Raw genomic sequence first — 12911 nt, forward strand, 5'->3', positions numbered from 1 at the left:
GCTGGTCTGAGTTTTTGAAACGCGGCGCCGCGCTCCGGCCGGGGCGGCACCAACACGGATTTCACCGCGCGGCCACGCATTTGGTCCTTCCTTTTCCATTCTATTTCGATGAAAATTTTACGGCATTGCTACCTGTTGGTGGCGTTTTTCTACGCGGCGGGCCTGGGCGCGTCGCGGGCGCAGGTGGCCACGGTGGCCACGCCCCTGGACCCGGCCATCACCAACCTGGCCGACGACACCCGCTCGATGACGGACGCGGCCGGCAACACCTACGTAGCCGGCTCCTACGCCAACGGCCCGGTGCAGCTGGGCGGCACCCTGCTACCGGCCCCCGCGGCCAGCGGCCGCAACGGCTTTCTGGCCAAAGTGGGGCCTACCGGGGTGGTGCAGTGGGCCATTGGTGGCATCAGCCAGCAAACCGTTGGCGTGCAAACCCTCACCCTGGACCGCTTGGGCAATGCGTACGTGGCCTTTAAGGTCGATTCGGTGGCGGGCCTGAGCTCCAGCTTCGCGTTTGGCAGCCGCACTACCCCCATTGCCGGCAACCTGCTGGCCAAGGTGACGCCCGCCGGGGCGGTGGCCTCGCTCGTTTACCTGCAGCGCCGCACGATATACCCGCTGTCCGAAATCACGGCCCTCGCGGCCGATTCCGCTGGCAACTGCTACCTGAGCACGGTGGACGACGGGGGCCGGTACTTTGGCTCGTTCCGCTTCCCGGGCACCGCCGGCACCACCTGCGCGCTCATCGTGCGCCGCAGCAGTAGCGGCGGCTTCGCGCTGGTGCGCTCGATGGGCGCCACCGCGGGCACGAGCGGCTCTGCCTATCTGCGCCTGAACGACTTGCAGCTTGGAGCCAACGGCGACCTCTACTGCGAAGGGGAGCTGGACGGCACGCTCCTGCTCAACACCACGCCGGTTGTGTCCATTAGCGGCAACGGCAACTTTGTGGCGCGGCTGAGCACGGCCGGCGGGGGCCGCTGGGGCGTGCTCAGCTCCACCCACCTGGCCAGCCTGGCCACCGAATCCAAGCACGTGAAAATCGCGGTGAGTCCCACCGGCGCGGTGTACGTGGCCGGCGTCACCATCAACAGCAATTTTACTTACGGCGGCCTGCCCGTGGGCCTGGGCGGCTACGTGGTGAAAATATCGAAAAACGGCACGCCGCAGTGGGCCCGCGCCACCGAAACCGTGCCCGACTACGTGCGCGTCGAAACCACGCGCAACGCCACGCGCATTGCCCTCGACGCGGCCGGCAACGTGTACCGGCTGGGCGTGCTGGGCCTGCCCAGCGCCATGTTTGGCACCATTACGCTCCCCCACCCCATCGCCGGCACCGGCGCCACGCCGCCCGTAGCCTTTTACCTGGTGAGCTACGACTCGACGGGCACCGTGCGCTGGGCGCGCACCGCCAACGCCGTGCCGGCTCCCGCCACCCCGGCCGCCTACGCCCAATGGGGCGCGGGCCTGGGCGTCGACCAGAATTTCAACGTGTACCTGCTGGCCAACCCCACGGGCGGCGGGCAGCTGCAAGTTGACAACCAGCCGCTGGGCACCGGTTACACCGTGGTGCGCCTGGAGCAGGCCGCCCGCGTGAGCGGAACCTTCTACCTCGACCAGAACAACAACGGCCAGCGCGATGCCGGCGAAATACCCTTCCCCTACCCGCAGGTGGTGGCCGACGCGGCGCAGAGCCGCGCCTTTTCCAGCACGGCCGGCACCGGCGAGTACAGCTTTTTCGGCCCGGCGGGCGCGGCCTACCGCCTCACCGTACCCAGCCCGCATTCGAGCTACACGCTGAGCGCGGCGGCGGTGCGCACCGGCACGCTGCCGGCCGTGGGCTACCCCGTGACCGGGCTTGATTTTGGCCTCGTGCCGGTGGCCAACCAGGCCGATGTGCGCGCCACGCTCACGCCCTACGGCACTGCGCGGCCGGGCTTCACCACCCGCTACCGCCTCACGGTGGAGAACGTGGGCACCACCACCGTGGCCGGCGGCACGGCCACCCTCACCCTGGACAGCCGCATGGCCTACATCAGCAGCACGCCCAGCGCCGGCCGCGCGGGCCAGGTGCTGACGTGGACGTATGGCACCCTGGCCCCGTTTGCCCGGCTGGAATATGATGTCCTCTTCAGCCTGCCCACCAACACCCCGGCCGGCACGGTGCTCAGCACCGCCGCCGCCGCGCCGCTCACGGCCGACGTGATGCCCGCCGACAACACCGCCGCCCTGGCCCAGACCGTGCTGGCCGCCTACGACCCCAACCACATTGAGGTGAACTACGACCGCCTCACGCCGGCCCAGGTCACGGCCCAGCAGCCGCTCGATTACACCATTCATTTCCAGAACCTGGGCACGGCCGCCGCGTCCACGGTCGTCCTGAGCGACACGCTCGACTTCCGCAAGCTGAACCTGGCCAGCCTGATGCTGGTGGCGCAGTCGCACAGCTGCATCTGGAGCCTGGCCACCGCCGGCCCCGACAAGGGCCTGCTCACGGTACGTTTCCCGAACATCAACCTGCCCGAGCGCAACGCTGATGTCATCCGCTCGATGGGCTTCGTGCGGTTCCGGGTGCAGCCGCGCAGCACGCTCACGGTGGGCGAAATTATCCCCAACCACGCCGGCATCGTGTTCGACTACAACGCGCCCGTCATCACCAACGTGGCCACCACCACGGTATTTCAGGCCACGGCCGCCCTGGCCCGCCACGACGCCCCCGCCTGGACCGCCTACCCCAACCCCGCCACCGACGCCGTCAGCATCAATGCGGACCTGGCCACCGCCGGCAAAGTCGCCATCGAATTGCTCGACGTGCTGGGCCGGCCCCTACGCCGGCAGTTGCTCACGGCCCCCGCCGGCCCGCTCCACCAGCTGGTGGACCTGCACGGCCTGGCCGCCGGGGTGTACCTGCTGCGCCTCACGCCGCCCACCGGCCCGGCCACCAGCCGCCGGGTGGTGCTCCGCTAGCTTCCGCTTCCTTTTTCCACTTCCAGCTCCCAAGCCGGGCCGCTCCGCCGAGTGGTCCGGCTTTTTGGCGTTTTGAATAGGGCTGGCATTGGTCGATTTCGTGCGGCCGTTAATCTGGGAATTGCCGGAGTTGGTCTGCTCTGTTGGAAAATGGGGCCGGGGCGGTGGGCTGCGGAGCCGCGGTTTGGCACGGTTTTGCAATGTATCTCTTCATCGGCCCAGTAGCCGGGCCGGAAGTCCGGCCCCGATTGGCCGGTTTCTTTCACTCATTCCAAACCCTTGCTGGTTATGAAAATTTCACGCCTTTCGGGCGGCCTGGCCGCGGCTTGCCTATTGATTTCGGCCACCTTCACCACCGCCTCGGCCCAGGGTGCCCGCGATGCCTACGGCAACCCCAAAGCCGCCCCTTCGCCCCGCCCCATGGGCTCCTCCTCGACGCGCCGTGCTCCCAGCTATTCCAAACCCACCTATTCGACTTCCAATAGCAGTTCCACCTCCGGCGTGCGCTTCGGCTTCCGGGCCGGCCTGAACGTGGCCGACTTGCAGGGCGATGCCGTGAACAGCTTCACCAACCTGACCGGCTACCTGCCCGATGGGTCCATCAGCAAGCAGCTGCGCCCCGGCTTCTACGCCGGCCTGTACGCCACGCTGCCCATTGGTCCCGGCTTCGCCATCGAGCCCGGCATCACCTACGCCGAAAAAGGCGCGGTGCTGCAAGGTACCCTCCCCTTCCCGGCCCTCGATTTCCTGAACGCCAAGGTGACCGGCACGGCCCGCCTGGCTTATGTAGATGTGCCGGTGCTGGCCAAGGTGTTCATCACGCCGGGCTTCTACCTCTACGCCGGCCCGCAGGCCTCGTTCCTGGTCAGCGGCAAGGCCCGCGTGGATGCCAGCGTGCTCGGCTTCTCGGCCTACAAGCAGGATTTCGATGTCTCGAACCAGCTGCGCAAAGTTGATTTCGCCGCTGTGGCCGGCCTGGGCTACCAGTTCGATAACGGCTTCGGCCTGAGCGCCGGCTACGACTACGGCCTCACCTCGCTAGATGCCAACAACCGCTTCAGCGCCTACAACCGCGTGGCCAAAGTCGGCCTCAACTACTCCTTCTAAGGCTGATTAGCAGCCATTCTATCCCTCGATTTCTAGCGTCCGATTCATTCGTCATTATCCGAGATATGTTAATAGAAAGGCCCCTCCGCTACAACGGAGGGGCCTTTCTAGTTTGTTGAATGTAGCGCGAACTTTTAGTTCGCGTCTCCGAACGATACCCGAACAGCGCGGGGACGCGAACTAAAAGTTCGCGCTACAATTAGCGCACGCCCACGCTGCCGCTGCCGCTCAAGCCCTGAGCCAGGCGCACGAGGCGCACGAATTCGGCCCGGTAGCCGTCGGCATCTTTGCCTCGGGCCCCGTCGGCCAGCTGCTCGGTGGCGGCCCAGGTGGCGGTGCCGCGCTGCTCGCTCTGGCGCAGCAGCATGCCGAACTGCGCCACGGCGGCGGCAAAACGGAAATCGGCCGAGGCCTTCTCGATAGCGACGGGTGCGCCGGTCAGCGCCTGGGCCAGGAGCTTGCTGCTATTGCCCTGCGGCTCTTTGTAGCGCAGCTTCACGGTCAGCACGTCGTTGGTGAGGAACTGCTGCATACTGGTCGGGGCAGTTTTGGCGGGCTGGTATTTCAGGCCATCGATGAGGGGCTGGGCGCTGCCCACGGGCACTATTTCGTAGAGGGCCGTGACGGTGTGGCCCGCCCCAAGCTCGCCCGCATCCTTGCGGTCGTTGTTGAAATCCTCGGCTTCCAGCAGCCGGTTTTCGTAGCCCACGAGGCGGTAGTTGGCCACGCGGGCGGGGTTGAATTCGATTTGCAGCTTCACGTCCTTGGCCACCGTGAATAGCGTGCCGCCGAACTGTGCCACCAGCACCCGGCCGGCCTCGTCCAGGTTGTCGAGGTAGGCGTAGTTGCCGTTGCCCTTGTCGGCCAGGGTTTCCATGCGGCTGTCGCGCAGGTTGCCGCGCCCGCAGCCCAGCACCGTCAGAAACACGCCGCTTTCGCGCTGGTCCACTATCAATTGCTCCATCGCGGCATCCGAGCTTTCGCCCACGTTGAAATCGCCATCGGTAGCCAGAATCACGCGGTTGTTGCCTTCTTTCTGGAAGCTCTGCTTGGCCGTGGAATAGGCCAGCCGCAGGCCCGCGCCGCCGGCCGTGGAGCCGCCGGCCCGCAGCCGCTCAATGGCATCGAGGATGACCTGGGGCTGCGAGCCGGGGGTGGGCGGCAGCACCAGGCCGGCCGCGCCGGCGTAGGCCACCAGCGCCACGTGGTCCTGGGGCCGCAGCTGCTTCACCAGCAGTTTCAGGCCCGCCTGCACCAGGGGCAGCTTGTCGGCCTCGTCCATCGAGCCCGATACATCGACGAGGAACACGAGGTTGGCGGGCGGCAGCTTGGCCGTTTCAATGCGTTTGGCCTGAATGCCGATGCGGGCCAGCTGGTGGGCCGGGTTCCATGGGCAGGCGGCCAGCTCGGTGCTGATGTGCACGGGGTCGGGCGAGGCGGTGGGCGGCGCAGCGTAGTCGTAGCGGAAGTAATTCAGCATTTCCTCCACCCGCACGGCGTCGCGCGGGGGCAGCTGGCCTTCGTTCAGGAAACGGCGCACGTTGGAATAGGAGGCGTTGTCCACATCGAGCGCGAAGGTGCTGAGCGGGTCTTTCTTCGCCTCGAAAAAGGCATTTTCCTTGATGTGGGCGTAGGTATCGCCGTCGCCGGCTTCCTGTTGGGCGGGCAAGGTGGACAGGGGCTGGCCGGGGGCCATTTCCGAATCAGCCAGGACGTAATCGACCTGATGGCTGGTACGCCGGGCTTTGCGCGGGCTGGCCGCCCCACGAATCTGCACGCCCGCCACTTTGCCTGCTAGCCCATTGACGGTAGCCGGCGCGACGGATGTGGCCGAATAACTCACATTCTGGCGCTGCTTCTCGATGCCTATGGCCGTCACCACCACCTCGTTTAGCTGCTTGTTATCGGCCCGCAGGCTCAGGTTGAGGGTGTGGCCCTGGCCCACGGCCCGCTCCACAGGCAGGTAGCCGATGGTATTGAACAGCAGCACGGCCCGCGCTGCCCCCGGCACCATGAGCGAGTAGCGCCCCTGCGCATCGGTGCTGGTGCCCAAGTTGGTGCCTTTGACGAGGACCGTAACGCCGGGCAGCGGCTGTTGATTGACGTGGTCGGTGACCACGCCCGACACAACCCAGTTTTTGGCGGTGTTCTTCGAGGCCGGCTGAGCGGCTTTGGTGTCGGACGTCGATTGAGCGGCGGCGGGCGGCGGGGCCAGTAGCACGGCAAGGAGCGGCAGCAGCAACTGGTTTCTCATGGCATCGGCGTTAGGGGGTGAAGTATGCCCCGTTGATGCCCGCGTTTGGTTGATTGCACAACGGGGCCAAAAAAATAGTTGCAGCCCTATCCCCGGCCGCCTTCAATACCGGCGGCGGGCGCTAACTTCCCGGCCCGATGTTCTTCCGCCGCTCCTCGTCGCCCGCTGCCGCTGCGCCACTCTCCGACCAGGAGCTGCTGGCCCGCTACCGCGCGCACGGCAACGTGGCCGACCTCGGCCAGCTCTACGACCGGTACCTGCCCGAGGCCTTTGCCGTGTGCCGCCGCTACCTGGCCCCGCCCGACGAAGATGCCCAGGATGCGGCCATGCAGCTGTTTGAGCATCTGGTGAAAGTGCTGCGCACCCACGCCCCCGAAAACTTTCCGGCCTGGCTGCACACCACGGCCCGCAACCACTGCCTCATGCAGCTGCGCGCCCGCAAGCGGGCCGGCCCCAGCGCCGGGCCGCTCGTGCTGAGTTTTCCGGACGCGGCCGATGTGGAATTGGCCGCCGCCCGGCATCTGCCCGATGAGCAGGCCGCCGCCGAGGACGCCGAAACTGCCGAGCTGCGCCTGCAAAGCATCGAAGCGGCCTTGGCCGAGCTCCCCCCGGCCCAGCGCCGCTGCCTCGAATTATTTTACCTCGAAAAGAAAAGCTACCGCGAAATCGCCACCGAAACCGGCCTCGAACTAAACCTGGTGCGCAGCCATTTGCAGAACGGCAAACGGATGCTGCGCCGCCAATTGGAGCCGCCCGCCAGTCCCAAACCGACGCCGCAATCTTCGCTTCCCGCTTCTCCAAACCCTCGTCATGCTGCCCGCTGATTCGCCTTTTGCCCGCTTGCCCGCCCCCGGCCCCCACCCGGCCCCGGCGGAGCTGCGCGCCTACGCGGCCGGCACCCTTGCCCCCGCCGAGGAGCACCGCATTGAGGCCCACACGCTGGACTGCGAGCGCTGCGCCGATATCCTGACGGGCTTTTCAATGAGCGACCCGGCCACTACCGACCAGGCCGTGGCCGAGCTGCGCGCCCGCCTGCAAACCCGCGTCGAAGCCGAAGAACCGGCTCCCGTGGCCGGCGGCTGGGCCTGGCCGCGCATCGCGGTGGCGGCGGCAATGGTGGGCGTAATGGCCACCGGCATCTGGACCTGGCAGCAGCACGAAGCGGCCCGGCCAGCGGCCACGGCTCGCCTCGAAACCCCTGCAATTGCGCCCCCAGCGGCACCCGCCGCACGCCTGGCTGTGCCGGAACAAGCAGAAAAGGAATCCACCAAAGTATCAGAAACCGTAGTAGCGGCGGCCCCAGGCGCTTCAAAAGCAGCTGATTACGCAGCTATTAGTCCCGCACGTTCACGGCATCGGGCCCCACTCGGCCAGCTTTCCCGCCGGGCGACCAAGACACCTGATGGCAATGCAATGGTGATGGAGGATAAAGCTCCGGCCTCGGAGGCGAACGCCGAAGCCAGAGTTGCCACCGCCTCAAATATATCTGCATCAGCAGCTGCCAGCACCGTCGATTCTGCAACCCCGCAAGCTTCCATCCTGGCCGAAACTACCTCGCCCGACACGCTGGCCAATAATGACAGAGCGGCCAAGGCCAGCCGGTCATTCGGCCTTAAATCCAAGGCAATAGCTGTCAATAAGCTGCCTGACAACACCGCCAGCGTGCGCGTGGCCGATGCCCCCATGCCGGCCACGCCAGCCATCAATCCCGCACCGGTGGGCGGCACGCCAGCCTTCCGCAACTACCTGTACCGCGAAGCCGACGCGTTCGAGCCCGAGGAAGGCCAGCTTCATCTTCATGGCACGGTGCGCCTCCGGTTTATGGTAGGGGCCGATGGCAAAATCAGCAACCTGAAAGTGCTGCGCAGCCTGCGCCCCGACTACGACGAAGAGGCCCTGCGCATGGTGTGCGAAGGGCCGGGCTGGCAGCCCGGCATTGCCGGCGGCCGCCGCGCCGACCTGCCCATCGAACTGACCGTCACGTTTTAAGCTGTCATCCTGAGCGCAGCGAAGGACCTTATCACGCTCGCAACAACGTGATAAGGTCCTTCGCTGCGCTCAGGATGACAGGCAGTTAACTATTACAGCGCCGCGCCGGGCTGCACGGTGCCAGCATCCACCGCTTTCAGGAACTTGATGAGGCCGGTGAAATAGGTTTGCTGGTCGTCGTACATGCTCATGTGGCTGCCTTTGGGGCAGATGAGGGAGTTGCCATTTTGCACCTTGGTGGCAATCATCCGCATGTGCTCGGGGTCCATGGTATCGTACTTGCCACCAATGCTGAGGACGGGCACGGTGAGCTTGGGCAGGTCGGCCACCCGGTCCCAGTTGGTGAGTTTGCCGGAGATGCCGAACTCGCTGGGGCCCTGCATCGTGACGTAGAGCGACTGGTTAATCTTGCCCAGCGAGCGGCTCACGGGCTCCGGGTTGGGCACGATGCGGCACAGGTGCTCGGCGTAGAAGTTGGGTTCGAGCAGGCCCATGTAGCGCGGGTTATCGAAGTCCTTTTTGGCTTCGAGCTGCCGGATTTCGGCCAGCACTTCGGGCTTCATCTGCTTGGCCAGCACGTCCTGGGCGTATTTGCCGTAGGCGGGGCAGCTCATCATCATGTTGGAAATGATGAGGCCCTTGAGGTTTTGCTGGTACTTGAAGGCGTACTCGGCGGCCAGAATACCGCCCCAGGAGTGGCCCAGCAGGTAGAAATTGGTGTTATTGAGCTTCAGAGCCTGGCGCACCTGCTCCACTTCCTCCACGTAGCGCGGCAGGCTCCACATTGAGGTGTCCTTGGGATTATCAGAATTGCCGCAGCCCAGTTGGTCGTAGTAGATGAATTCGATGCCTTCCTTCGGCAGGAAATTCTCCATGCACTCGAAGTATTCGTGCGTGGCCCCCGGCCCGCCATTCAACAGCAACACCTTGATTTTGGGGTTATTCCCAAACTGCTTGGTCCAGACTTTGAACTGGCCCTTGGGCGTGGTTATCGGAATCAGCCGCACATTGCCGTCCTGCACGCCGGTTTCCGAATCGGCGAAATAGCTGGTCAGCGTAGTGGCGGGAGCTGCCCTGGTTTCGGGCGCTTGGGGTTGGTTGCAGCCCATAAAACCGGCCGTACCAAACAGCAGCGCCACCGCAAGGTGCAAGGGAGTCGAAAGCTTCATTTTTCGCAAAGGCAAGGGGCACAGAAGTATGCCGGCGAAAGATAGGTGCAACTGAATCTATTTAGTTATTAAAAAAAACGTCTGTCATCCTGAGCGCAGCGAAGGACCTTATCACGTAAAAACAATTTGTTCGAACGTGATAAAGTCTTTCGCTCCGCTCAGGATGACAGACGTTTACTTAGCAACCCAACTTGTTCCTGTTGTGGAACCAACAGGCCCTAGCCGCTGTAGCCGCCGCCGCTGGCGGGCTCGGTGGCGCTGCCGTTTTCGGGCTCGGCGGGAGTGGGCAGGTCGGGCTGGGTGTGCAGGTCGAGGTGACTGTAGTCGGGCGCGCCGTTGCCGGCGGGCACGGGGGCTTCGTCAAAGGTGCGCTCCAGCTCCGAGAGGTCGAATTCCTCCGTCGGCGTGCCGAAGCTCACCTTGGCCGTGATGCGATACTCGACAATGCGGTTGGCCTTCACTTTGCAGCTCTGGTCTTTGATGTAGATGGAACTGATGTTCGGCACCGAGCTACTAAGCTGGACCACGGCGCGCTGCAGGGCATCTTCAAAGCTCTTTTCGGACGAGGCCAGGATTTCAATGACTTGCTTAATGGAGGACATGGGAAGGAATAAGATGATGGTGTGGTGGCCGTGGAGCCGCGTGGTACGAGTACCCCGAATTTTTAATTCGGGCCGCCGGAACGACCACCGTTCAACGGCCCGAATTAAAAATTCGGGGTACTCGTACCTATGCGGTTTCGCAGGACTTTTTTGTGTACGCGGTAGGCCATTTGACGGCTATTTCGGTTGAAATAAAAGCGGCGCTTGGCCTGCGGTGTACTTTTGCGCCTGACTACCGCCGCGTTGGCGCTTCCAAACCTCCCCTTTTACTTCTTCACCAACCTACTTCCCGCATGGCTTTCCGCACCGAAAAGGACACCATGGGCACCGTTCAGGTGCCTGCTACCGCGTACTGGGGCGCTCAAACCCAGCGCAGCATCGAGAATTTCCCCATCGCCCAGGACATCAACCGGATGCCCAAGGAAATCATCGCCGCCTTCGCCTACCTCAAGAAAGCCGCTGCCCTCACCAACCGCGACGCGGGCATCCTTTCGGCCGAGAAAGCCGAGCTGATTGGCAAAGTGGCCGACGAGATTCTGGCCGGCAAGCTCGCCGATTCGTTCCCGCTGGTGGTGTGGCAAACCGGCTCGGGCACGCAGAGCAACATGAACGTGAACGAGGTGATTGCCTACCGCGGCCACGTCCTCAACGGCGGCCAGCTCACCGACGAAAAGAAGGCCCTGGCTCCTAACGACGATGTGAACAAGAGCCAGAGCTCGAACGACACGTTCCCGACGGCCATGCACATCGCGGCCTATAAAATTCTAACCGAAGTCACCATCCCCGGCATCGAGAAGCTGCGCGACGCGCTGAAAACCAAGTCGAAAGACTTCATGCACATCGTCAAAATCGGCCGCACCCACTTCATGGATGCCACACCGCTCACGCTGGGCCAGGAGTTTTCGGGCTACGTCTCCCAGCTCGACCATGGCCTGCGCGCCATCAAAAACACGCTGGCGCACCTCAGCGAGCTGGCCCTCGGCGGCACCGCCGTGGGCACGGGCATCAACACGCCCAAAGGCTACTCGGTGAACGTGGCCAAGCACATTGCCGACCTCACCGGCCTGCCCTTCATCACGGCCGAAAACAAATTTGAGGCCCTGGCCGCCCACGACGCCATCGTGGAGGCCCACGGTGCCCTCAAAACCGTGGCCGTGAGCCTGATGAAAATCGCCAACGATATTCGGATGCTCAGCTCCGGCCCGCGCGCTGGCATTGGCGAAATCGACATCCCCGACAACGAGCCCGGCTCCAGCATCATGCCCGGCAAGGTGAACCCCACGCAGTGCGAAGCCATGACGATGGTGGCAGCCCAGGTGATGGGCAACGACGTGGCCATCACGGTGGGCGGCTCGATGGGCCACTTCGAGCTGAACGTGTTCAAGCCGGTGATGATCTACAACTTCCTGCACTCGGCCCGCCTCATCGGCGACGTGTGCGTGAGTTTCACCGACAAGTGCGCCGTGGGCATCACCGCCATCCTGCCCAACATCAAGAAGCACGTCGATTCGTCGCTGATGCTCGTGACGGCCCTCAACCCGCACATCGGCTACTACAAAGCCGCCGAAATTGCCCAGACGGCCCACAAAAACGGCTCCACGCTGAAGGAAACCGCCATTAAGCTCGGTTACGTGACCGCCACCGAGTTCGACGAGTGGATGAAGCCCGAGGAAATGGTAGGCGAGATTAAGTAGCGCCTTTTAACTTCTGTTGAAAAAAGCCGCTCTTCCGCTCACGGAAGAGCGGCTTTTCTTTTTTCCCGGCATCTTTGCAGCCCTATGGATTTTTCCGCTCAAGTAGTCCTCGAAAACAACCGCGCCCGGCTGCGCCCGCTCGAACTCACCGACTTTGAAGCCCTCAAAGCCGTTGCTTTCGATGCTGACATCTGGAAATACACCCTCACGCGTGGCGACGATGCCGTGAGCCTGGCCGCCTACCTGCGCCAGGCCGTGGAAGCCCGCCAGCAGGGCCTGCGCTACCCCTTCGCCATCATCGACCGCGCCACCGGCGAGCTGGCCGGCAGCACCAGCTACTACAACGTGGCCGAGGCCGACCAGCGCCTCAGCATCGGCTACACCTGGGTGGGCACCAAGTTCCAGCGCTCGGGCCTGAACCGGGCCTGCAAGCACCTGCTGCTGCGCCACGCCTTCGGGTCGCTGGACTGTGAGCGGGTGGAACTGGAAACGGATTCGCGCAACCACAAGTCGCGCACGGCCATGGCCCGTATGGGGGCTACCGAGGAAGGCACGCTGCGCAGCCACCGCCCCACGCAGGGCGGGGTGCGGCGCGACACGGTCATCTTCAGCATTATCCGCCCCGAGTGGCCGACGCTGCGCAAGTCCACTTTCCAGGAGTTTGAATCCCGTGGCTGAACCAACCCCATCGGCCCCCGAGCGGCTGCGCCCACCCGAGCGAATGTGGCGGCGGCGCGTGGCCAGCTTCGGCCACGCCGGGCGCGGCGTGTGGTCGGCGCTACGCTCCGAAGTGCATTTGCGCTTCCACGCCCTGGCTACCGTGGTGGTTATCGGGCTGGGGTTTTATTGCCACATCACCCGCCTGGAATGGGCGCTGGTGGCCATTTCGGTAGCCAGCGTATGGGCCGCCGAGCTGATGAACACGGCCATCGAGGCCCTCACCGATTTGGCTTCGCCGGCCTACCACCTATTGGCTGGCAAGGCCAAGGACGTAGCCGCCGGGGCGGTGCTGCTGGCCGCGTTGGGCGCGGTGGTGGTGGGGGCGCTGGTGTTCGGGCCCTACTTTTTTAACGTCTGATTCCGGTCCCTGCCTCAACTATTGGCCGCGCCGGGCGTACCCATAGGGAGCCCC

At 64.4% G+C, this 12911-nt stretch carries 10 protein-coding genes; 7 read left to right on the forward strand and 3 right to left on the reverse strand.

Going from position 1 to position 12911, the window contains the following annotated elements:
• Positions 1-108: 108 nt before the first annotated feature.
• The gene (locus ACYU70_RS19990) at positions 109-2964 is read left to right on the forward strand and encodes a DUF7619 domain-containing protein (protein ID WP_342296132.1); all 2856 of its coding nucleotides are present in this window, start codon (positions 109-111) and stop codon (positions 2962-2964) included.
• Between the two features lie 288 nt (positions 2965-3252).
• Positions 3253-4071: a porin family protein gene (locus ACYU70_RS19995; protein WP_342296131.1), complete on the forward strand. Its 819-nt coding sequence runs from the start codon at positions 3253-3255 to the stop codon at positions 4069-4071.
• Between the two features lie 199 nt (positions 4072-4270).
• Here the strand turns inward: ACYU70_RS19995 and ACYU70_RS20000 are convergent, their stop codons facing one another.
• Positions 4271-6325, reverse strand: coding sequence for a vWA domain-containing protein (locus tag ACYU70_RS20000; protein WP_342296129.1), 2055 nt, complete (start codon positions 6323-6325; stop codon positions 4271-4273).
• Positions 6326-6462: 137 nt separating this feature from the next.
• Here ACYU70_RS20000 and ACYU70_RS20005 point away from each other — a divergent pair, with 137 nt between their 5' ends.
• Together ACYU70_RS20005 and ACYU70_RS20010 are read left to right on the forward strand one after the other, a co-directional pair.
• A complete protein-coding gene (locus tag ACYU70_RS20005) occupies positions 6463-7149 on the forward strand; it encodes an RNA polymerase sigma factor (protein ID WP_342296128.1) in 687 nt (228 codons plus the stop codon).
• Positions 7136-8314 (forward strand): TonB family protein, encoded by a 1179-nt coding sequence (locus ACYU70_RS20010; RefSeq protein WP_342296127.1) that lies wholly within the window; start codon positions 7136-7138, stop codon positions 8312-8314. The genes ACYU70_RS20005 and ACYU70_RS20010 overlap by 14 nt, the downstream gene beginning before the upstream one ends.
• 92 nt (positions 8315-8406) lie before the next feature.
• Here ACYU70_RS20010 and ACYU70_RS20015 read toward each other — a convergent pair whose 3' ends face one another.
• Together ACYU70_RS20015 and ACYU70_RS20020 are read right to left on the reverse strand one after the other, a co-directional pair.
• Positions 8407-9483 (reverse strand): proline iminopeptidase-family hydrolase, encoded by a 1077-nt coding sequence (locus ACYU70_RS20015; protein WP_342296126.1) that lies wholly within the window; start codon positions 9481-9483, stop codon positions 8407-8409.
• 218 nt (positions 9484-9701) lie between these two features.
• Complete coding sequence (locus tag ACYU70_RS20020; protein ID WP_342296124.1) at positions 9702-10085, reverse strand: dodecin family protein; 384 nt, start codon at positions 10083-10085, stop codon at positions 9702-9704.
• Positions 10086-10378: 293 nt separating this feature from the next.
• Between ACYU70_RS20020 and fumC the strand changes: the two genes are divergently transcribed.
• From fumC to ACYU70_RS20035, 3 genes are all read left to right on the forward strand, one after another.
• On the forward strand, positions 10379-11779 hold the full coding sequence (gene fumC / locus ACYU70_RS20025) for a class II fumarate hydratase (RefSeq protein ID WP_342296123.1): 1401 nt from the start codon (positions 10379-10381) through the stop codon (positions 11777-11779).
• A gap of 84 nt (positions 11780-11863) precedes the next feature.
• Positions 11864-12457, forward strand: coding sequence for a GNAT family N-acetyltransferase (locus tag ACYU70_RS20030; protein WP_342296121.1), 594 nt, complete (start codon positions 11864-11866; stop codon positions 12455-12457).
• A complete protein-coding gene (locus tag ACYU70_RS20035; RefSeq protein WP_342296119.1) occupies positions 12450-12857 on the forward strand; it encodes a diacylglycerol kinase family protein in 408 nt (135 codons plus the stop codon). The genes ACYU70_RS20030 and ACYU70_RS20035 overlap by 8 nt, the downstream gene beginning before the upstream one ends.
• Positions 12858-12911 lie beyond the last annotated feature (54 nt).

It is taken from the genome of Hymenobacter segetis (assembly GCF_054776495.1).

Coding starts and splice junctions, on each gene's coding strand:
- ACYU70_RS20030 (WP_342296121.1), top strand. CDS start 11,864: ATGGATTTTTCCGCTCAAGTAGTCCTCGAAAACAACCGCGCCCGGCTG.
- ACYU70_RS20020 (WP_342296124.1), bottom strand. CDS start 10,085: ATGTCCTCCATTAAGCAAGTCATTGAAATCCTGGCCTCGTCCGAAAAG.
- ACYU70_RS20010 (WP_342296127.1), top strand. CDS start 7,136: ATGCTGCCCGCTGATTCGCCTTTTGCCCGCTTGCCCGCCCCCGGCCCC.
- ACYU70_RS19990 (WP_342296132.1), top strand. CDS start 109: ATGAAAATTTTACGGCATTGCTACCTGTTGGTGGCGTTTTTCTACGCG.
- ACYU70_RS19995 (WP_342296131.1), top strand. CDS start 3,253: ATGAAAATTTCACGCCTTTCGGGCGGCCTGGCCGCGGCTTGCCTATTG.
- ACYU70_RS20000 (WP_342296129.1), bottom strand. CDS start 6,325: ATGAGAAACCAGTTGCTGCTGCCGCTCCTTGCCGTGCTACTGGCCCCG.
- ACYU70_RS20015 (WP_342296126.1), bottom strand. CDS start 9,483: ATGAAGCTTTCGACTCCCTTGCACCTTGCGGTGGCGCTGCTGTTTGGT.
- fumC (WP_342296123.1), top strand. CDS start 10,379: ATGGCTTTCCGCACCGAAAAGGACACCATGGGCACCGTTCAGGTGCCT.
- ACYU70_RS20005 (WP_342296128.1), top strand. CDS start 6,463: ATGTTCTTCCGCCGCTCCTCGTCGCCCGCTGCCGCTGCGCCACTCTCC.